The sequence below is a fragment of the Paraclostridium sp. genome (genome assembly GCF_051657365.1).
GTDB lineage: Bacteria > Bacillota > Clostridia > Peptostreptococcales > Peptostreptococcaceae > Paraclostridium.
The window spans coordinates 1-22,625 of the sequence record NZ_JBOFKN010000010.1; the positions used below are offsets into that span (position 1 = coordinate 1).

Here is a 22,625-nt window from a genome sequence, read left to right on the forward strand (position 1 = left end):
TATACCAACCCTATATTACCAATGAAATCATTTAAGTTATTAAATTTAAAATCAATTATATTATTTAATGATAATTTACTCATTATAATTTAATTTTCTAATAAATTTACAAATTCATGATTATTAATTCCACAATAATATATTTTATTTAAATTGTTTATATTCTTATCTATAAATTCCAAAACATTTTCATTCTGCACTGTATGCGAACTAAGTATTTTATTTTTTTTTATTATATTTATATTTGTTGTACTTTTCTTAATATCTAATATTGTATTTGTATCATCACTTATTAAAAGCAAATTTTTATCTATTAGTGTTTGTAAGACATTAAAAGTAACACCTAACTTTGTAGGTTTTACTTTTAATGATGCTGATAATTCTCTATAATTTTGAGCTATTGCTTTAGGCATTAAAATAACTTGCGTATTAACTTTATCATTTTCTATATCCATCAGTTTATACTTTAATATATAGTCTTCTATGTTAATTGGCATGTATTGAATTAATTCATGCTTTATTAAGCCTTTCACATCTTCATTATGATTTGTGTTTATTATTTTTATATTTCGATTTATTATATGTTCATTTTGTACCGTATACGCTATTTTTCTAAATGGTATCTTAATACTACTTATCTCATTTTTTATAAGTTTACTTACCTTTTCAATATTTGTAAAAGTACCCATATGAGATATGTCTTCACATTCTATTTTTTTCGTTAACCTTATATTTAACTTTCCAAAATAATTTTCTATTAAAGCTAATTTTATTAAATCATCTTCTATTTCTATTGTTATTAATCCTATAATATAACCCCCTTAAATACCATATTTAATTATAATTATTCCTTAGGATAAAAAGGATCTTCACCTAATTTAACTACTACATCTCCTGAATCTACATAAACTTCAAAGCTTTTATTAATCTCACTTTGTGCTTTAGGCTCACTTTCTAAATATTTATTTTCAACTAAATATGATACTTTTATCGTTTTTTCATCTACACTACTATTTAAAGCTAATTTCGCTGCAGTTGCTATATTATTAGCAGTTACATAATCTGCATTCACTTTACTATTTGCTCCTACATCTGAAAATCTAACTAAAGCTATACTTGATAAAACTCCTAATATTCCAACCACTATTACTAACTCTATAAGCGTAAATCCTCTTCTTTTTTTCATAGACTTTTTTCTAACTTTGTTCATTTAATTCACTCCTTGTTATTTTTTATAATATTATTGAAACGAAGTTAAAGCATCAAATATAGGAATCATTATAGATATAATTATAATTCCTATTAAAATACCCATAATGGTTACGATAATTGGTTCAATTAATTTAACAATTTTATTTACAAAATTCTCTAAATCATTATCATAATTAGTAATTACATTATATAGACACCCTTCAATGTTACCGCTTTCTTCGCCTACTTCAATCATAGCTATCACTACCTCAGGAAAAACCCCTGACAGTTCCAGTGAATCTTTTATACTATACCCTTTTTGTATAGTAGATTTCGATATATTTAATCTTTGATATATATATCTGTTTTTTATTACATTAGATGAAATTTCTAATGCATTAACAATTTGTATCCCACTACTTATCAATATATAAAAACACCTAGTAAATTTAGTAATTTCTATAGTCTGTACAATATTTTTTGTATATTTGAATTTAAATATTTTTTCATGAAAATAATACTTTAATTTGTCAGACTTTGATACTAATCTATAGATTATTCCACTTAAAATCATATTTATAAAAATCATCATTTTATAATGGTTTCTAAGAACATTAGATACTATTATTAAAATTTTTGTGCTTGATGGCAAATTACCTTCATTTCCAATAAATGATTGCTGAAAGTTTGGAACAGCATATACTAACATAAATAAAATTACAAAAATACATACAACTACCAACACCACAGGATATATCATTGATGTTAATAACTTATTTCTAAATTCATATTCTTTTTTATAATAAATTGACAAACTCATAAGTATTTCATCTAATTTACCACTTATTTCTCCTGCTTTTATCATATGTACAAAGAAATTTGAAAACATATGTGTATCTTGAAATGATTCTGAAATTGAATTTCCTTTTTGTAAATTGTGATTTATTTTTTTTAGAATTGATTTTAATTTATAACTGCAATTTGATTGAATTGTATTTAATGATTTAGTAATCTCACATCCAGAACCAAGTAACATTCCCATTTGATTACATATAATTGATAGTTCCTTATTTTTAATACGATTTCTTCTTTTTTCTTTTAAAACTTTTGTATTTGCTATCTTAAATTCATTTTGTATAGCATAAGAATTTAGGTCTTTTTCTGAATCAAATTCTAATTTAATGTTTTTTCTATTTCCTTCTTTGTCATATAACACACATTCATATAATGCCATCCAATTATTTTACCTCCCTAAGAAAATCTATAGATAAACATTCATTTACCGTAGTTATTTTTTCCCTTAGTAAGTATGTACAACTATCCTCAAATGTAATCATATTGTTACACTTAGAAATATTATAAATTTCTTCTATATTTTTACATTCAATTATAGCCTGTCTTATTTTTTTATTTATTTCTACAATTTCATTTAAAGCAATCCTCCCTGTATATCCGGTATTGCTACAATTTTTACATCCTTTTTCTAATTTCACTTTAATATCTTTTTCTAAATTTATACTATCTGCAAATTTTTCATCTATAGTAGTTTCTATACTGCAATAATTACATACTCTTCTTACTAATCTTTGAGAAATTATACCTTTTAAGCATGATGATATTAGATACCTAGGTATTTCCATATCTAAAAGTCTATTTATAGCTTCTACAGCATTATTAGTGTGCATAGTACTTATAACAAAATGTCCTGTAGCTGCTGCTCTCATTGCTATTTTTGCAGTTTCTACGTCCCTAATTTCTCCAACCATAATTATGTCGGGATCTTGTCTTAAAATAGATCTAAGCCCATTTGCAAAATCTAATCCTATTTTAGTATTTAATGGTATTTGATTTATTCCATCTATTTTGTATTCTACAGGATCTTCTATAGTAACTATATTTTTATCCATATATTTAAAATCATTTAATATAGAATATAATGTAGTTGTTTTACCACTCCCTGTAGGTCCTGTTATAAGTAAAATTCCACTCATATTTTGTATCATATTATTAATTTTATTTATAGCAATTTGTGAAAATCCAATTTCTTTTTTATCCCTCAAAAACTTATCTCTATTTAACAATCTAATTACAGCTTTTTCTCCATTTATAGTAGGTATAGTAGATATTCTAAGGTCTATGATATTTCCATTTATATATTTATCTATTCTTCCATCTTGAGGTAACCTTTTTTCAGCTATATCAATTCCTGCTAATAACTTTATAACTGTAACCAATTGCAGGTGTAAATCAATAGGATAATTGTATATTTCTTTTAAATAACCATCTATCCTCATTCTTATCTTTAAATTTTTTTCAAATGGTTCAATATGTATATCACTTGAGTTAAAATCCAATGCTTTCTTTAATATCTCATCCAATATAGACTTAGAATATTTTTCATCATTAACATTTACTTTTGAGTAGTGCTTTTCAATGCTTTTATTTATATCTTTTTCATCTTTTATTTCCAAAATTATATTCTTTCCTGTTGCCAATTTGAAATCTTCTACTGCATATAAATTTTCACTAGCGATAGCTATTATCAAGTTTTCATTAGAAATATCTATTGGTATTGCATTATATTTTATAGCTAGTTTTTTTTGTATCATAAGTGGTGCTTTACTATCTAATACTAAAATATTATCTACTCTCCTTTTGTATAATTAAATTTATTTTCAATATCTATTCAAGTAACTTTATATCCCTAACAACTTTAATACTTATATTTAATAGATATTTTTTATATCGCTTTCATTAATATAATCGGTTCTACCTATATATCCTATAAATATTCTAATTATAATACTAACTAAAATTATTAACATCTATGGTTTCTTCATACATGTTTTTACCTATTCCTTAAGCATTATATAAATTTGTTTTTTAAAATTATTTCAAATTAAATTTAGTAATATAAAAAGGCCTGCTAGGCTCTTTTTATATTACTAAATATTTTTTAATTTTTATTATATTCTAGAATTTTATTAACTAATATTTCTTTTAAATTATTAACTTCATCAAAATTCATATTAGGTATATAATATTTTTCTAATTTATCATGTTCCTCTTTTGCTTTTTTTATATTTAGTAAACCATGATCAACCAATTTTTCTAAAACTTTATTACTGTATTCTAATTCTTCTTTATATTTTATATGCTTTTCTTTATCTCTAAAAATATTTAAATTTATTTCTTTAAAATTATTTTCTTTAAATAGAGAACTAGTTGTTATAGCTATATCCAAATCTTTTATAACGATTGTTTCTATTTTTTCTGGTAGCAGTGGTGCATGAAAAATTTCTACCCCTATCCCATTTTCTATAGCCCTATCAGCAACTTTTTTCAACAATGTAGATTTTCCAGTACCTAAATCTCCATTTAAATAATAAATTTCACCTATATCTCCTATTATAGTGTCTGTATATTCTACATGTCCTAAAGGAGATAAAGCACTTCCAAATAAATGAATCGGAGTTTTATATTCATTACTAGGTTCTATATTTTTAAATATATCTTCAATTAATTTTGCTGTAACTAAATTAACTTCACCAAAATTCATGGAATCTAAATTTTTAGATTCTATATCATAAGCTATAGGTGCTGCTGCTTCAAAATAAGTAAATCCTATTTTAAAGAACCTACTTACTTCCTTATTACATTTAATAACATCATCTTTATTTAATTCTATTTCTTTCCTATTCCAAAATCTGCCTAAGTCTAAAATTTCATCTATAGCTCCAGGATTTTTTGGATCTACTATATGAGGTGCTGTTGCATCTAACATAACTACACCTAATTTTTTTATAACTATAACATCTAAAGACTCTGGATCAGATGAACAAGGATATAAATCTACATCATAACCTTTTTCTATCATTTCTTTAGCAACCTTTTTCATAAGAGATGATTTTCCTACTCCTGGCCCACCTTTCATACAATATATTATATTAACATCTTTAGGTATTACATAATCAAAAAATGACTTAAATCCCTTAGATGTATTTCCACCTGGAAACATCTTTCTTACTTTACCTTCCATAATACAATTCCCTCCAAGTATTTTTTATGGTCTGTATTAAATTATTAAACTATTATAGTATTTGTGTTTGTCCAATAATTATTAATAAAAAAAGCAACTAAACTTTTTTAAGTTTAGTTGCTTTTTATTAATCAACTCTTATTTCATATCCTTTTTCAGTGTATTGTCTAGTTAATTCCGTCCATAACTCTTCAACACCTGTTTTCTTTAAAGCTGATATAGGGAATATTTTATCTTCTTTTGATAATTCTAATTTTTTTCTTATAATATTAAAATGCTTTTGATATTGTCCTCTAGATATCTTATCTGCTTTTGTAGCAACGATTACACAATCATATCCATAGTGCTTTATCCAGTCATACATCATCTTATCTTCATTTGATGGCTCATGTCTTATATCTACAAGTAAACAAATTGCACATAATTCGTCTCTTTCTTGTAAATATCTTTCCATTATAACGCCCCATTTATCTTTTTCAGACTTAGATAATTTTGCATATCCATAACCTGGTAAATCTACAAAATAAAATTCTTGATTTATTAAATAGAAATTTATAGTTCTAGTCTTTCCTGGAGTCTGACTTGTTCTTGCAAAATTCCTTCTATTTAATAAAGTATTTACTGTTGATGACTTTCCAACATTAGATCTTCCAACTAATGCTATTTCCGGTATATCTTCTGCTGGATATTGACTTTTATTAACAGCACTCATCGTAATTTCAGCACTTCTAATTTTCATTTTTTTCACCATTCCTTACTAATGCATGTTCTAATACTTGGTCCATATGGTTTACTAATACAAACTCCATATCATCTTTAACTTTTTGAGGTATTTCATCTAAGTCAGCTTCACATTCCTCTGGAAGTAAGACCTTAGTTATTCCAGCTCTATGAGCTGCAATTAATTTTTCTTTAACTCCTCCAACTGGAAGAACTCTACCTCTTAAAGTTATTTCTCCTGTCATAGCAACATTATTTCTAACAGGTATATTAGTTAATGCTGATATAACTCCTAGGGCCATTGTTATACCTGCAGATGGTCCATCTTTAGGTACAGCTCCTTCTGGTAAATGTATGTGTATATCATTTTCTTTATAGAAATTTGGATTTATATCAAATTTATCTGCTATAGATCTTATATAAGATATTCCCGTTTGAGCAGACTCCTTCATTACATCTCCTAATTTCCCTGTTAAAACAATTTGTCCTTTTCCTTTTAAAACATTAACTTCAGTAGTTAATGTTTCTCCACCAACTGCTGTCCAAGCAAGACCTGTAACAACACCTACTTCAGGTTCTTTACCCGCTACTTGATGTCTTACCTTTTGTTTTCCTAAATAATTTTCTAAATCATTTTTACTAACTACTATTTCTTGTATACTTTCATCTTCTACATATTTTCTAGCAGCTTTTCTACATATAGCTCCAATAGTTCTTTCTAATCCTCTTACTCCAGCTTCTCTTGTATAACTATTTATTATTTCAAGCATAGTTTCATCATCTATTTTAACAAAACCTTCTTTTAAAGCATGTTCTTTTATTTGTTTAGGTAGTAAATATTTTTTAGCTATATTTAATTTTTCTTCCTCTATATATCCAGATACTTCTATAATCTCCATTCTATCCATTAATGGTCTAGGTATAGTATTTAATGTGTTAGCAGTAGTTACAAATAGTATCTTAGATAAATCAAAAGGAACCTCTAAATAATGATCTACAAAGTCTTTGTTTTGCTCTGGATCTAAAACTTCTAACATAGCTGATGATGGATCACCTTTAAAATCTGATGCCATTTTATCTATTTCATCTAATAAGAATACAGGATTTTTAGTTTTAGCTTCTTTAAGACCATTTATAATTCTACCCGGTATAGAACCTACATAAGTTCTTCTATGCCCTCTTATTTCAGCCTCATCTCTAACTCCACCTAATGATATTCTTACAAATTTTCTATCTAATGAATTGGCTATTGATTTAGCTATCGATGTTTTACCAACACCTGGAGGTCCCACTAAACATAATATTGGTCCCTTTAAGCTATTAGATAATTGTCTTATAGCTAAATACTCTATTATTCTTTCTTTCACTTTATCAAGTCCATAGTGTTCATTATTTAATATTTCTTCTGCTCTTTTTATATCCAACTTGTCCTTACTTTCTTTATTCCAAGGTAGCGAGAAAATAGTATCTAAATAATTTCTACTTACAGTCGAATCAGGTGCCATAGGTGATATTTTAGAGAATTTATTTATTTCTTTAGATATTTTTTCTTTAGTTTCTTTAGAAGCTTTTAATTTTTTAAGTTGCTTTCTATATTCATCAGCTTCTGAATCTACATCCTCTTCTTCTCCTAATTCCTTTTGTATAGCTTTAAGTTGTTCTCTAAGATAATACTCTTTTTGAACTTTATTCATACTTTTCTTTACTTTTAAAGCAATTTTCTTTTCTATTTTTAATAATTCTATTTCTTCTAATAATGTTTTTAATATTAATTCTAATCTAGCTTGAATATTAAACTCATCTAATATAGATTGTTTTTGCTCTGGTTTTAAGAACATATTAGCTGCTATAGTATCTATAAATCTATCTTCATTGTCCATTTCAGCTAAGTTTATAAGTATTTCTGGTGATACTCTATTACTTATGTTTATATATTCTTCAAATGCATCAAACACATTTCTAACTGTCGCTTGCACTTCTTTATCTTCATTTATGCTTTCAATATCATAAACAACTTCTTCAACTGATACTCTTATATAAGGTTCATCTTGCTTAAACTCAGTTATTATTCCTCTAGATATTCCTTCAACTAATACTCTAACCCCTTCTCCTGGTAATTTTACTAGTTGTTTAACTTTACATATAGTCCCTGTGTGATAGTAATCATCTTCTGTAGGTGTATCTATAGATGAATCTTTCTGAGCTGTTAAAAATACCATCTCATCATCAGCCATAGCCTCATCTATTGCCTTTAAAGAAATTTCTCTGCCTACATCAAAGCTTAATATCATATATGGGAAAATAGCTAATCCTCTTAGAGGAATTAACGGTAATTCACGTTCGATTTTAGTGTAGTTTTTATCCATACTAACATCACTCCTTCCAAATGCTAGATTGTGTCACTTTATTTATTATATATTTACATAATTGAATTTTCAATAATATTAGATATTTCTTAATCATTATAATTCATTTATTCCTATTATGTTATAATATTATTGCTTGTATACTAAATTTAAAATACGGAGGATCCTATGCTTAAACTTTTTTTTACGTTTTTTAAAATAGGTGCCTTTACCTTTGGTGGCGGCTATGCCATGGTACCCCTTATAGAAGATGAACTCGTTAATAAGCAAAAGTTACTAACTACTCAAGAGTTTATCGATTACCTATCTATAGCTCAAAGTTATCCCGGTGTTTTAGCTGCAAATATATCTATATTACTAGGTTATAGGTTATATAAAATACCAGGTGTATTAATCTGTACACTTGGATCTATACTTCCATCTTTTTGTATAGTAATAATATTATCATATTTTTATTTTAATAACCAAGGCTCTAATATTTTAAATGGCTTTTTTTATGGTGTAAGTCCTGTTGTTATTGCACTAATACTTTATTCATTTGTAAATATGTTTAATAAATTACCCAAATCTAAGAAAAATATATCATTTTTAATTATATCATTCTTTTGTATCGGTGTACTTAATATAAGTCCAATATATTTAATAATATTAGGAGGTGTTTTTGCTTTATGTCAAAAATCTTAATGCTCTTCCTAACATTTTTTAAAATAGGTAGCTTTAGCTTTGGTGGTGGCTATGCTATGCTTCCTTTTATTCAACAGGAATTTATTGATAAATATAAATTTATCTCTAATAAAGAATTTTTAGATTTGTTAGCTCTTTCACAGTCTACACCCGGTCCTATAGCAATAAATAGTGCTACTTTTATAGGTTATAAAATATCTGGTTTTTTGGGATCTTTGGCTTCAAGTATAGGTGTTATAATTTTTTCTGTAATAGGTCTTACTATAATAGCAAAACTATTTGATAAGTTTAAAGAAAGTAAAAAAGTAGAAAAAGTACTTTCTGTTTTACAGCCAATAACCCTAGGATTTATATTAGCGGCCGTATTTTCTTCAGCTACTGATATTAGCTGGGGTTTATATGAGATAATAGCATTTATATCTGCATTTTACCTTTTATATACTAAAAAAATAGGATCTATATCTGCTGTATTCATATACGGATGCATAGGGATAATCTTATCTTTTTTCAAATAAATTTTTAAAATCAAAAAGGAGCTATTAAGCTCCTTTTTCTATGCACTTTCTTCTTCACCTTTTAAAACAACCACCGGTTCAGCTTCCTCTTTTACAGATTCTTCTGTTAGTATTATTTTCTTTATATCATCTCTAGATGGTATTTCATACATAATATCCATCATTATATTCTCAACAATACTTCTTAATCCTCTAGCTCCAGTATTTCTTTCAATAGCTTTTTTAGCTATTGCTCTAAGTGCAGCATCTTCAAATTCAAGTTGAACTCCATCTAACTCAAAAAGTTTTTGGAATTGTTTTACTAAAGAATTTTTAGGCTCTTTCAATATACTGATTAATGCATCTTCATCTAACAATTCTAAAGTTGCAACTACAGGTATTCTACCTATAAACTCTGGTATTATACCAAATTTAAGTAAATCTTCAGTTTGAACTTGAGAGTATATTTTCCCAAGATCTACATCTTTTTTACTTTCAATTTTAGCTCCAAATCCTAGAGTCTTTTCGCCGCCTCTTCTTTGAATTATTTTTTCTATTCCATCAAAAGCTCCTCCTAATATGAATAAAATATTAGTAGTATCTAATTTTAAGAATTCTTGATGAGGATGTTTTCTTCCTCCTTGAGGTGGAACATTAGCTACAGTACCCTCTAATATTTTAAGTAGCGCTTGCTGAACACCTTCACCACTTACATCTCTTGTTATAGATGGGTTTTCTGATTTTCTTGCTATTTTATCGATCTCATCTATGTATATTATTCCTCTTTCAGCTTTTTCTATATCAAAATCAGCTGATTGTATAAGTTTTAATAATATATTTTCAACATCCTCTCCAACATATCCAGCTTCAGTTAAAGAAGTAGCATCTGCCATTGCAAATGGTACATTTAACGTTTTCGCTAATGTTTGAGCAAGAAGTGTTTTTCCTGATCCAGTAGGTCCTAATAATAATATATTACTTTTTTGTATTTCAACATCTTTATTAGTTCCTTTGTTTTTTCCATAAATTCTTTTATAATGATTGTATACTGCTACAGATAAAGCTTTTTTAGCTTTTTCTTGTCCTATTACATAATCATTAAGAGTATTCATCATTTCTTTTGGTTTAGGTAAGTTTGTAGACTCCTCTTCTGTAGTCTCTTCCACTTCCTCTTGAATTATCTCATCACATAATTCAACACATTCATCACATATATATACATTTGGACCTGCAATAAGTCTTCTAACTTGCTCCTGATTTTTACCGCAGAATGAACATTTTAATTGTCTTTTTTCTTCATACTTTGACATATTAACACCTCTCTTATCTACGGTCTTTTAGTAATTACTTCATCTATTAAGCCATATTCCATAGCTTCATTAGAACTCATGAAGTTATCACGTTCAGTATCCACTTGAATTTTCTCTATAGGCTGACCTGTTCTTTCAGCTAATATAGAATTTAATTTGTTTTTCATATTAACTATTCTCTTTGCATGTATCTCTATATCTGTTGCTTGACCTCTAGTTCCACCTAGTGGTTGATGTATCATTACTTCACTATTTGGAAGTGCGAATCTTTTTCCTTTTTCTCCTGCTGCTAATAAAAATGCTCCCATAGATGCAGCCATTCCTATACATATTGTAGAAACATCTGGTTTGATATATTGCATAGTATCATATATAGCCATTCCAGCTGTTATACTTCCTCCTGGAGAATTTATATATAAATGTATATCCTTATCTGGATCTTCTGCTTCTAGAAATAATAATTGAGCTACTACAAGCCCTGCTGTAACATCGTTTACTTCATCACCTAAAAATATTATTCTATCTTTTAGAAGTTTTGAATATATATCGTAAGATCTTTCTCCTCTTCCTGTTTGTTCTACTACTACAGGTACTAATGCCATGGATTATACCCCCTATCATAATTATCTATATATATAGTTTACAGTAGCTGTTACAGCTACTGTATAAAATATATTTATAATGATTAAACTAATTTAGCACTATCAACTAATAAATCTATTGTTTTTCTCATTTTTAATTGACCTTTTATATCTTCTAAATCAGTTGGTCTCATTGATGATTTTATTTTTTCAACTTCCATATTGTACATTTTAGCCATTTTAGCAATTTCTGCTTCAACTTCTTCTTCTGCAACTTCTACATTTTCAACATTAGATATAGCTTCTAATATTAAAGATGATTTAACTAATTTAGTAGCTTCTTCTCTTTTTTCATCTCTTAATTCTTCTATTGATCTTCCAGTCATTTGTAATAATTGCTCTAATTGTAATCCTTGGTATTGTAATTGATAGTTAAGTTCCATTAACATATTATCTATTTGAGTTTCAACCATTGCAGTTGGAACTTCTAACTCAGTACCTTCAGATATTTTTTCAACTAAAGAATTTCTCATTTCAGCTTCTGCTCTATTTTTAGCTTCTTCTTCTACTTTAGTTTTTAAATCATTCTTTAATTCTTCTAATGTGTTAAACTCTGTTGTATCCGCTGCAAATTCATCATTTAATTCTGGTAATTCTTGTTTTTGTACATTTTTTATAGCAACTTTGAAAGTAGCTGGCTTTCCTGCTAAATTTTCAGCATGGTATTCAGCTGGGAACTCAACTGTTACTTCAACTTCTTCACCTTTGTTTTTACCTACTAATTGCTCTTCAAATCCTGGTATGAATGTGTTTGATCCTATAACTAAGCTATAGTCGTCTCCTTTTCCACCTTCAAAAGCAACTCCATCTACAAATCCTTCGAAGTCTATAACTGCAGTATCTCCATTTTCTATAGCTCTTCCTTCAACATCTACTAATCTTGAAGCTTTATTTCTCATTTCATCTAATTTTACAGTTACTTCTTCTTCATTTACAGTATAATCAGGTTTTGCTATTTCTATACCTTTGTACTCTCCAAGATTAACCTCTGGTTTAACTTCTACATTAACAACCATAACTAAACCATTGTCTTTGCTTATTTCTTCTATATCTAAGTCAGGTCTATCTATTGGATCTATGTTTAATTGATCTAAAGCTGTTGGGTATATTTCTGGGAATAACATATCTATAGCATCGTTGTAGAATACGCCTTTTCCATATTGAGATTCTATTATTTGCTTAGGTGCTTTACCTTTTCTGAATCCTGGTATATTAAATTTACCTTTGTTTGTGTTGTAAGCTTTTGTTACTGCACCTTCAAATTTATCATTATCAACTGTTATTTTAAAAGTAACTTTGTTACCTTCTCTCTTAAGTAATTCTGCTTTCATTATTTTAATCCTCCTATTGATTATGTATTCTTTATATATAGTATAATAGATTTCGTTACTATAATTTTACTATTTTATTATAACACATTCTTTTTTTTATTTACAAGTATTCCATGAATATGAAGTAACTATGAAAAATGCCTTATTTCATGGTATTTCGACCGAAATATCCACCTCTAACATTCTTTATATCAGATACTGCTACAAATGCCCTCGAATCATACTCATTTATAGTATTTTGGAATTTTGGAAGATACTTTCTATCTAGTACAACTTGTAATATATACTTTATACCTTCTCTTCCTCTTCCTTCTATAACTGTAACTCCAAAACCATTTTGTCTTAAATAATCTGCAAAATCATCTACATCTTCTCCTGTAAATATTTGAGCTGTTATAAGTCCAATTGCTAGTTTTTCTTCTAGAGCGATTCCTACTACATTTCCAGTTGCAAACCCAAGTGCATAGGAAATTACTTTTATAGTGTCACCCATATCACCTAATACTTTGTCCATCGCAAATAAATATATTAAAATTTCTAAAAATCCAACGCAAAATGCAAGCTTTTTCTTTCCTTTTACTACAAATATAGTTCTAACTGTTGCTAATGTAACATCTGCACATTTAGCCATAAATATGAGTAAGTACCCCAAAACAAATTCCATCTAAATATCCCCCCAATACATTATATCCTTATTTCATCAATACTCATATTGTCGCCAACTATGTCTAATATAATAAAACTTCTATAATCTACACCTCTTGGAAGTGAAACACTTCCTGGATTTATATACAATATATTATCTTTTTCTTTTATCAACGGTGTATGCGTATGCCCAAAAACTACAATATCTGCAGCAATATCTTTAGCTTTTTTTTGTAACTGACATAGATCGTATTTGACTCCATATCTATCTCCATGACATACAAATATATTTTTATTTTCAATTTCAAATTCAAGTTCTTCTTCTATATTTTCAAAATCGCAGTTTCCCCTAACTGCCATAACGCCTACATTAGTCATTTTATGAATATATTTAGAATCTATCACATTATCTCCCGCATGTATTATCAAATCACATTCTTTTAAATACGGTATTGTTTTATCAATAAATCTATTCATCCTATGTGTATCGCTTATTACCCCTATTTTCATTATTTTGATATCCTTTTATCAAATTCTTCTTTCATAAGTTTTAAAGAGTTAGCTCTGTGACTTATAGAATTTTTTACTGAACTAGGTAATTCTCCAAATGTTTTGTTGTAATTATCTACTATAAATAACGGATCATATCCAAATCCATTATTTCCTTTTTCTTCAAATCCAATCATACCTTCACATGTTCCTCTTACAACAAACTCTTTACCGCTAGGGAATACTACAGCAATTGCTGATACAAATCTTCCTGTTCTTTGACTAGTAGGTATATTTTTCATAGCTTTTATAAGTTTTTCTCTATTTTGCTCATCTGTTGCATTTTCTCCAGCATATCTAGCAGAGTAAACTCCAGGTTTTTTACCCAATGCATCAACTTCAAGACCTGAATCATCAGCTATTGCTACCATATTTGTAGCTTTTGCTATTGTTCTTGCTTTTATTAGTGCATTATGTTCAAATGTATGACCATCTTCTATAATTTCTATTCCTGCTAAATCAACATCTTTAAGCGAATATACATCGCAATTAAAATCTGTCAATATAGCTGATATTTCTTCTAGTTTATGAGCATTATTTGTAGCTATAACAACTTCACTTGGTTCTTCTTCTCCCAAAACTTCAATAGCTATTTTGTCTAATGCTTTTCGTTGAACTTTTATAAGTTCTTTATTTCCTTTTTCACCTAATTCAAGTAGTGCATTTAAATCAGTTCTACTGAATGGTGATTCTTCTCCAGTTCCTTGTACTTCTACAAATTCACCTTTATCCGTCATTATTACATTCATATCTACATGTGCATTAGAATCTTCTTCATAACATAAATCTAATATATGTTCTCCATTTACTATTCCTACACTTATAGCTGATACAAAGTTTCTTATAGGTAATGTTTTTATTTGTTTTCTTTCATATAAAGAATATAAAGCATCTGCAACTGCAACAAATGCACCTGTTATAGATGCCGTTCTTGTTCCTCCATCTGCTTGAATAACATCACAGTCTATCCATATAGTTCTTTCTCCTATTTTAGATAAATCTATTACAGATCTTATAGCTCTTCCTATTAATCTTTGTATTTCTTGAGTTCTTCCATCAACTTTACCTCTTGATGATTCTCTTATCTTTCTTTGGTGTGTAGATCTTGGTAACATAGAATACTCTGCATTTATCCAACCTGTTCCACTGTTTCTTAAAAATGGAGGTACTTTATCTTCTATAGATGCTGTACATATAACTTTCGTTTCTCCCATTTCTATTAGTACAGAACCTTCTGCGTATCTAGTAAAATTTCTAGTAATTTTAACTGGTCTTATTTGGTCATTACTTCTATTATCAATTCTTGTCATATACATTACCTCACTTAAACATTTTTTATATCAAATTCAGGTTATGATGCTTATCTGAACCATTATTTTATCAATATATTTACTATAATATATTAGCATCATTTCATACTAATTAGTAGTAATTTATTAAGATAATTTCCCCGATAATTCTTACTTTATCATGTTTTCAACTTCTTCTTTTGTATTTAATTTCAACATATCTAAAAACTTCTCTTCATCTACTACAGTTATACCTAATTCATTAGCTTTTGTAAGCTTTGATCCAGCTTCTTCTCCAGCTAATACAAATGTAGTTGACTTACTTACACTTGATGTAGCTTTACCACCCCTTGATTCTATCATTTCCTTTGCATCATTTCTTTTTAATGTAGGAAGAGTTCCTGTTAATACAATTTTCATTTTTTCAAATATTTTAACTATATCATTATCAACAGAATTGATAGACTCAATATTTACTCCAGCTTCTTTTAGCTTATTAATAACATTTATATTTTTATCTTCTTTTAAAAATTGAATAACGCTATTAGCCATTATTTCCCCAAATTCTTCTAAATTTATTAAATCATCTATACTTGCGTTTATTATCTCGTCTATATTATTAAAGCTTTTAGCTAATACTTTAGCCCCTTTTACTCCTATATATTTAATTCCTAGCCCATTTATAAGCCTATATAAATCATTTTGTTTAGATTGTTCAATTGCATTTATTAAATTTGTAGCTGATTTTTCTCCCATTCTTTCCAAGTTAATAACGTCTTCTTTTTTAATATAATATAAGTCTGCTACATCTTTTATTATATTATTATCAAGTAATAAACTAATTATAGATTCTCCTAGCCCATCTATATTCATAGCATCTCTAGATACAAAATGGATTATACCTCTTCTTATCTGCGCCGGACAACTCATATTTATGCACTTAACAGCTGCCTCTCCTTCTAATCTAACTGTTGGCTCTGAACATACAGGACACTTAGTTGGTAAATTAAACTTAATCTCTTCTCCGGTACGATCTTCTTTTATAACCTCTACTACCTGAGGTATTATATCTCCTGCTTTTTGAACTAAAACTGTGTCACCTATTCTTATATCTTTTTCATTTATATAATCTTCATTATGTAAAGTTGCACGAGAAACTACAGTTCCTGCCAATCTAACTGGCTCTAACTCAGCAGTTGGAGTTATAGTACCTGTTCTTCCTACTTCAACAATAATATCTACTAATTTAGTCTTTTTCTGTTCTGCTGGGAATTTATACGCAATAGCCCATCTTGGACTTTTTGCTGTATATCCCATGCTATCTCTTTGATCTAAGTTATTTACTTTAATAACCATTCCATCTATTTCAAATGAAAGATCAGATCTATTTATAGTCCAATATTCTATATGTTCAATAACGTCTTCTATCGACTTACATACCTTATAACTAGGACTTACTTTAAATCCTAATTCACTTAGATATTCTAGTGATTCGCTATGAGTTTTTATTTTTGAATTTTGTATGTATTCTAAATTAAATATAAATATATCTAAAGGTCTTTTTGCTGTTAATTTAGAGTCTAATTGTCTTAAAGTTCCTGCTGCTAAATTCCTTGGGTTAGCAAATAATTGAAGACCTTGTTCTTCTTGAATTTTATTTATGTTATCAAAGTTATCTTTTGATATATACACTTCTCCTCTTACAATAATATCTTCTTTATCACTTATTTTTAAAGGAATCGTCTTTACAGTTTTCAAATTTTGAGTTATATCTTCTCCTATAACTCCATTTCCTCTAGTAGCTCCTTTTTCAAAAACACCATTTTTATATGTTAATCCAACAGATAGACCATCTATTTTAAATTCAACTACATATTCTATATTTCCATCTATAGAGTCTCTAACTCTTTTATCAAAATCCTTTAAATCTTGTGATGAATATGCATTTGATAAACTAAGCATAGGAACTTTGTGAGTTACTTGATTAAATTTATCCAAAGGCTTTCCACCTACTCTAATACTTGGAGAATCAATTTTTTTAAGTTTTGGATTCTCTTCTTCTAATTTTATAAGTTCTTTCATTAACTTATCGTACTCAAAATCTGATATCTCTGGTGCATCGTCATTATAATATCTATTATTATGATAATTTATTAAATCTATCAGTTCATTTATTCTATCTTTAGTATCCATTTTGTCACCTCTTTTTTAAAATCCATATATAATATTATTGCCATTTTTATTCATATTAACTTAATATATAAGTGCTATCTTAAGTATACCATAATTTATTTTTTAAACTATATGTCTAGCTTTAATATCCTTTTTTAATATTTACAATATTTTCAAGTTGTTTGTTGTCCTTATACCTTTTTAAATTTTCATAAATACAATTAAAGGTTCTTTCTCTATTTTTATTTGATATCCATGAGTTGTGCGGAGTTATAGTTACATTGTCAAAATCCCACAAATCACTTTCTATACTTAATGGCTCATTTTCAAAAACATCTAAACAAACTCCTTTGAATTTACCAATACAATTTATTAAATCTATTTCATTCACTATATTTCCTCTTCCAACATTTATAAATACTGAACCTTCTTTCATCAGATTAAGTTTGGATTTATTTACCATTCCAATAGTAAGTTCAGTAGATGGTACTGTAACAACTACGATATCACAATCTCTAAAAATATCATCTATATCATCCATAGCTACACATTTATCAAAATATTTTATACACCTTCCATCCGTGTTCACCCCATAAATTTCCAATCCAAATGGAGATAGTCTTTCAGCTGAATTCTTAGCTATTGTACCTGTCCCTATAAATCCTATTTTTTTATTAGTTAATTCTTCTAATTGTATATCTAATTTCCAGTTTTTATTTTTTTGATTCTCATATGTATTTTTAGTATTTTTATATGTGTTTAGTATGTACATAACAATATATTCTGCCATAGGAATACTATAATTTCCTTTGTTATTACATACAATTATATTATTTTTAATAACTTCATTTTTGGGAATCTGATCTATACCAACACTACTCAATTGAATGTACTTTAATTTGTTTAACATTGATATATCTAGTGTTTTAAATGGATTATATCCAACTATAATTTCTACATCTTTTATATATTCATTAAAACTAGCTTTTGATTCTTTCATATATATAACTTCATATCCTAAACCTTCTATTTTTTTTATTTCATCTTCACTATATTTATTAGTAACTAGTAATTTCATATTAATCCCTCCCATGCTTTTATCGTTATATTATATTTTATACATAAAAATAAAAGTCCTCTAATTTTATTAATTAAAGGACTTCAATCTATTTAATATAAATACACTATTTAGATTATGTCATCACTGAGGTGTTGTTGTGTATTTATTTAATATTATATTGTCCAAATTTTTATTTTTTATTTATTATTTTAAAGTTTATATTTAACATATTAGTCAATAATTATAATTGTATTAACTTTAATTTTATAGGGGTGGTTTTATGTTAAAGCTGCATCATGAAGATACATTAAAATATTATGTAAATAAGTATAAAATATTAGACATTTTCAAAATAGATTTTACTAAAAATATGGAACTACATTGTTTTTGCAAAGATGAATTTATAGTTTGTGAATGTACTAGTCCTAATTATTTATATTTTTTAGTAGAAGGTAAAATTAATAAAATAAATTCTCCAATAAATTCAAATGTTATAGGAGCTTTAGAAATTTTTACAGACAGTAATTTCAACTATAATTTAAAGGCTATAGATGATTGCATTTGTATAGGAATTCCTAGATGTATTGTAGAAAACATAGCTTTTGAAAATATTAATTTTCTAAAATATTTTTGTCGTTTATTCAGTAGTGAAATTCATGAAAATAATTCATCAGAAAATTTTTTCAAAAAAGAAAAAGATGCTATATAGCATCTTAAAAGAATAAAAGGGAATAGATAGTTTTTAAGACTATCTATTTTTATATAGAGTTTTATTTTGTACAAGTATAAATCAAAAAAAACCATGAAGAGTTTTACAAACCTTCATGGTTTTTTTACATCATATGTACTTTATACTATGATAATATCAGATTATTTTTTAAGCCGCAACTAAAAACCAATTATTTTTTTATTAATTTGGCAACACATTCTACATGCATAGTATGTGGAAACATATCTACTGGTTGAACTTCCGTACAAATATATCCTTTTTCATCTAAATACGCTAAATCTCTAGCTAATGTAGAAGGATTACAAGATACATATACTACCTTATCAGGTTCCATTGAAACTATTGTATCTAATACCGTTTCTTCACAACCCTTTCTAGGAGGATCTACAACTACTACATTAGCAGTTTTTCCTTCTTTATATAATTTAGGTACTACTTCCTCAGCTTTACCAACATAAAATTCTGCATTATCTAAGTTGTTTAATGTAGCATTTATATTAGCATCTTTTATAGCATCATCAACGATCTCTACTCCATAAACCTTTTTAGCCTTTTGAGCTAAAAATAAAGATATTGTACCTATTCCACAATATATATCAAATACTGTATCATTTTCTTTTAAATCAGCATACTCAAGTGCTTTGTTATATAAAACTTCAGTTTGAATAGGATTAACTTGGAAAAATGATAATGGGGAAATTTCAAAAACTAAATCACCGATATAATCATTTATTTTTCCACTTCCATATACAATATTGTTTTCTTTTCCTAATATAACATTTGTTTTATTTCTATTAGTATTTACTACTAGTGTTTTAAAACCTGGAACATTCTCTTTTAGTACAGATGCTAATTCACTTAGGTATGGTAATTTTTTTCCGTTCGCAACTAATACAACCATAACCTCTTTTGTTTTAAATCCGACTTTAGTTACTAAATGTCTTAATACACCTGTATGAGTTTTTTCGTCATATATACTCACATTGTATGCTTTTATATATGTCTTTATTATTTTTATTATTTTATCATTTACATCATGCTGAATTACACAAGTATCTGTAGGTATAACCTCATGACTTTTCTTTTTATAAAATCCTATTACTGTTTTACCATTTTGCTTTTGAATTGGAAATTGAGCTTTATTTCTATATCTTAAAGGACTAGTCATTCCTAATGTAGGATGAATCAAAACATTATCTAACTTACCGATTCTACTTATAGTCTGTTTAACTTCATTAGTTTTGATATCTAGTTGTTTTTTATAATCTAATTCCTGTATCTGACATCCACCACAATTAGATAAATAATCTGGGCATTCTCTTTTAACTCTAAATGGTGATTTTTCTAATATTTCTACAATGTCTCCAACTGCATAATTTTTCTTAGATTTATTAATTTTTACTTTTAATTTATCTTGAATTAATCCGCCATCTACAAAAACTGTAAATCCTTCATGCTTGCCAATACCAACGCCACCTTGCCCTATATCAACAACGTCTACTATATACTCTCTGTCTTTTAATAACATAGGCTTTTCCTCCGAACATAATAATTAAACTACAAAAACTTATTTTACCAAAAAAATAGGAGCTTATAAAGCCCCTATCTTAAATATAGCATCAAATTTCCAAATTTATTTATTATAAAACTCTTGTTGATCCTCTATATACAATACCTCTAGATGCATCAACAGTTATAATTTCTCCATCATTTACTAAATTTGTTATGTTTTTAGCTGAAACTACAACTGGTTTGTCTAAGTTTATTCCTACTATAGCTGCATGACATGTCATTCCCCCATCTTCAGTAACTATAGCACCACATTTTTCTATATGTGCATTCATATCTGCATCTGTCATATTAGTTATTATTATATCTCCTTCTTCGAAATCAAGAACTTCGCTAGGATTGTTAATTTTTCTAACTCTACCTTCTACAGTTTTGCTACCTACACCTATACCATTAGTTATTTCTTCACTAGTAACGTGTACTTTTATTAAGTTAGTAGTTCCACTTACTCCTACTGGTACACCCGCAGTTATAACTACTAATTCTCCATTTTGTAAATATGAAGCTTCTTTAGCTGCATTTATAGAATTTTCTACAACTTCATCTGTATTCTTAGCTTCACTAGCTATTATAGGATATACACCCCAAGTTAAAGCTAATCTTCTCATTATTTTATCATCATTTGTAGCCGCTATTATAGGACATGCTGGTCTAAATTTAGATACCATTCTTGCTGTATGTCCTGATGATGTTGATGTTATTATAGCTGATGCATTTAAGTCTATTGCAGTAGTACATGTAGCATGACTTATTGCATCTGTAACATTAACTCCATTAAGTTTTTTATTTTTTAATAATTCATTGTAATTTAAAGTTTCCTCTGTTCTTTTAGCTATAGTAGCCATTGTCTTAACAGCTTCTACTGGATACTTACCTGCTGCTGTTTCTCCTGATAACATTATTGAATCAGTTCCATCATATATAGCGTTTGCAACATCTGTTACTTCAGCTCTTGTAGGTCTAGGATTTCTTATCATAGAATCTAGCATTTGAGTAGCTGTTATAACCGGTTTACCTAATTCATTACATTTTCTTATCATCATTTTTTGAGCTATTGGAATTTCTTCAGTTGGTATTTCAACTCCTAAATCACCTCTAGCAACCATTATACCATCAGAAACTTTTAATATTTCTTCTATGTTATCTACGCCTTCTTGGTTTTCTATCTTAGATATTATTTGTACATCTGTCGCATTGTTTTTTTCTAAAACTTCTCTTATAGCTAATACATCTGATGCTTTTCTAACAAAAGAAGCAGCTATGTAATCTATCCCTTGAGATATACCAAACTCTATATCACTTATATCTTTGTCTGTTAATGCAGGTAAATTTATTTTAACTCTTGGTACATTAACTCCTTTGTGATTTTTAACTATCCCAGAGTTTTCAACTATACAGTGTATATCTTCCCCTTTTACTTCCTCTACTTTAAGTCCTACTAATCCATCATCTATTAATATAGTATCTCCAGGAACTACATCTTCAGAAAGGCCTTTATAACTTACTGTACACATTTCCTTAGTTCCCATAACATCTTTCATTGTTATAACAAACTTTTGTCCTTCTTCTAATAAAACCTCTGGAGCATCAAAGTTTCCAGTTCTTATTTCCGGTCCTTTAGTGTCTAATAATATAGCTATTGGTTTATTTAATTTTTCTCTAACTTTTTTAGCCATATCAAATCTTTCTTTATGCTCTTCATGAGAACCATGAGAGAAGTTGAATCTACATACATTTAACCCATTTTCTACTAATTGAGTTAATATTTCTTCACTTTGTGACGCAGGCCCTAGTGTACAAACTATTTTTGTCTTCTTAATCCCTTTTAACATGTT

The 22,625-nt window shown here is 27.7% G+C and carries 20 protein-coding genes; 3 read left to right on the forward strand and 17 right to left on the reverse strand.

The genetic code is table 11. From position 1 onward, the window contains the following. Positions 1-89: 89 nt before the first annotated feature. From ACRCYC_RS00275 to lon, 7 genes are all read right to left on the reverse strand, one after another. Positions 90-689, reverse strand: coding sequence for a hypothetical protein (locus ACRCYC_RS00275; protein ID WP_438617189.1), 600 nt, complete (start codon positions 687-689; stop codon positions 90-92). Between the two features lie 155 nt (positions 690-844). Continuing rightward, entirely contained in the window at positions 845-1,210 is a 366-nt protein-coding gene (locus ACRCYC_RS00280) for a pilus assembly FimT family protein (protein WP_438617190.1), read from the reverse strand. 30 nt (positions 1,211-1,240) lie between these two features. After that, on the reverse strand, positions 1,241-2,425 hold the full coding sequence (locus ACRCYC_RS00285) for a type II secretion system F family protein (RefSeq protein ID WP_438617191.1): 1,185 nt from the start codon (positions 2,423-2,425) through the stop codon (positions 1,241-1,243). A gap of 4 nt (positions 2,426-2,429) precedes the next feature. After that, entirely contained in the window at positions 2,430-3,830 is a 1,401-nt protein-coding gene (locus ACRCYC_RS00290) for a GspE/PulE family protein (protein ID WP_438617238.1), read from the reverse strand. Positions 3,831-4,147: 317 nt separating this feature from the next. After that, positions 4,148-5,230 (reverse strand): ATP-binding protein, encoded by a 1,083-nt coding sequence (locus tag ACRCYC_RS00295; protein WP_438617192.1) that lies wholly within the window; start codon positions 5,228-5,230, stop codon positions 4,148-4,150. 127 nt (positions 5,231-5,357) lie between these two features. Then, positions 5,358-5,969 carry a ribosome biogenesis GTP-binding protein YihA/YsxC gene (gene yihA, locus ACRCYC_RS00300; protein ID WP_438617193.1) on the reverse strand — a complete coding sequence of 204 codons (612 nt, stop codon included), beginning with the start codon at positions 5,967-5,969 and terminating at the stop codon, positions 5,358-5,360. After that, positions 5,959-8,316 carry an endopeptidase La gene (gene lon, locus ACRCYC_RS00305; RefSeq protein ID WP_438617194.1) on the reverse strand — a complete coding sequence of 786 codons (2,358 nt, stop codon included), beginning with the start codon at positions 8,314-8,316 and terminating at the stop codon, positions 5,959-5,961. Before lon ends, yihA begins: the two co-directional genes overlap by 11 nt. Positions 8,317-8,484: 168 nt before the next feature. On the opposite strand from lon, the gene ACRCYC_RS00310 reads away from it, so the two are divergent. Together ACRCYC_RS00310 and ACRCYC_RS00315 are read left to right on the forward strand one after the other, a co-directional pair. Continuing rightward, positions 8,485-9,000 carry a chromate transporter gene (locus tag ACRCYC_RS00310; RefSeq protein ID WP_438617195.1) on the forward strand — a complete coding sequence of 172 codons (516 nt, stop codon included), beginning with the start codon at positions 8,485-8,487 and terminating at the stop codon, positions 8,998-9,000. Then, on the forward strand, positions 8,985-9,515 hold the full coding sequence (locus ACRCYC_RS00315; RefSeq protein WP_438617196.1) for a chromate transporter: 531 nt from the start codon (positions 8,985-8,987) through the stop codon (positions 9,513-9,515). Before ACRCYC_RS00310 ends, ACRCYC_RS00315 begins: the two co-directional genes overlap by 16 nt. A gap of 38 nt (positions 9,516-9,553) precedes the next feature. Here ACRCYC_RS00315 and clpX read toward each other — a convergent pair whose 3' ends face one another. From clpX to ACRCYC_RS00355, 8 genes are all read right to left on the reverse strand, one after another. Then, positions 9,554-10,804, reverse strand: a complete 1,251-nt coding sequence (clpX, locus tag ACRCYC_RS00320) for an ATP-dependent Clp protease ATP-binding subunit ClpX (RefSeq protein ID WP_438617198.1) — start codon at positions 10,802-10,804, stop codon at positions 9,554-9,556. A 17-nt stretch (positions 10,805-10,821) separates the two neighbouring features. Further along, positions 10,822-11,406, reverse strand: a complete 585-nt coding sequence (gene clpP, locus ACRCYC_RS00325; RefSeq protein WP_438617200.1) for an ATP-dependent Clp endopeptidase proteolytic subunit ClpP — start codon at positions 11,404-11,406, stop codon at positions 10,822-10,824. Between the two features lie 83 nt (positions 11,407-11,489). After that, complete coding sequence (gene tig, locus ACRCYC_RS00330) at positions 11,490-12,776, reverse strand: trigger factor (RefSeq protein ID WP_438617201.1); 1,287 nt, start codon at positions 12,774-12,776, stop codon at positions 11,490-11,492. Between the two features lie 142 nt (positions 12,777-12,918). Further along, positions 12,919-13,440: a DUF2179 domain-containing protein gene (locus ACRCYC_RS00335; RefSeq protein ID WP_438617203.1), complete on the reverse strand. Its 522-nt coding sequence runs from the start codon at positions 13,438-13,440 to the stop codon at positions 12,919-12,921. Between the two features lie 20 nt (positions 13,441-13,460). After that, entirely contained in the window at positions 13,461-13,931 is a 471-nt protein-coding gene (locus ACRCYC_RS00340; protein ID WP_438617204.1) for a metallophosphoesterase family protein, read from the reverse strand. Beyond that, positions 13,931-15,280, reverse strand: a complete 1,350-nt coding sequence (gene rph / locus ACRCYC_RS00345) for a ribonuclease PH (RefSeq protein ID WP_438617205.1) — start codon at positions 15,278-15,280, stop codon at positions 13,931-13,933. Before rph ends, ACRCYC_RS00340 begins: the two co-directional genes overlap by 1 nt. A 150-nt stretch (positions 15,281-15,430) precedes the next feature. After that, positions 15,431-17,452 carry an NAD-dependent DNA ligase LigA gene (gene ligA, locus ACRCYC_RS00350; RefSeq protein ID WP_438617206.1) on the reverse strand — a complete coding sequence of 674 codons (2,022 nt, stop codon included), beginning with the start codon at positions 17,450-17,452 and terminating at the stop codon, positions 15,431-15,433. A 121-nt stretch (positions 17,453-17,573) separates the two neighbouring features. Further along, positions 17,574-18,509, reverse strand: a complete 936-nt coding sequence (locus tag ACRCYC_RS00355; protein ID WP_438617207.1) for a phosphoglycerate dehydrogenase — start codon at positions 18,507-18,509, stop codon at positions 17,574-17,576. 262 nt (positions 18,510-18,771) lie between these two features. Between ACRCYC_RS00355 and ACRCYC_RS00360 the strand changes: the two genes are divergently transcribed. Then, positions 18,772-19,200, forward strand: coding sequence for a hypothetical protein (locus ACRCYC_RS00360; protein ID WP_438617208.1), 429 nt, complete (start codon positions 18,772-18,774; stop codon positions 19,198-19,200). A gap of 190 nt (positions 19,201-19,390) precedes the next feature. Here ACRCYC_RS00360 and rlmD read toward each other — a convergent pair whose 3' ends face one another. Both rlmD and pyk read right to left on the reverse strand, forming a co-directional pair. Beyond that, complete coding sequence (rlmD, locus tag ACRCYC_RS00365; protein ID WP_438617209.1) at positions 19,391-20,749, reverse strand: 23S rRNA (uracil(1939)-C(5))-methyltransferase RlmD; 1,359 nt, start codon at positions 20,747-20,749, stop codon at positions 19,391-19,393. Positions 20,750-20,861: 112 nt separating this feature from the next. Beyond that, positions 20,862-22,622, reverse strand: coding sequence for a pyruvate kinase (pyk, locus tag ACRCYC_RS00370; RefSeq protein WP_438617210.1), 1,761 nt, complete (start codon positions 22,620-22,622; stop codon positions 20,862-20,864). Positions 22,623-22,625: the final 3 nt, after the last annotated feature.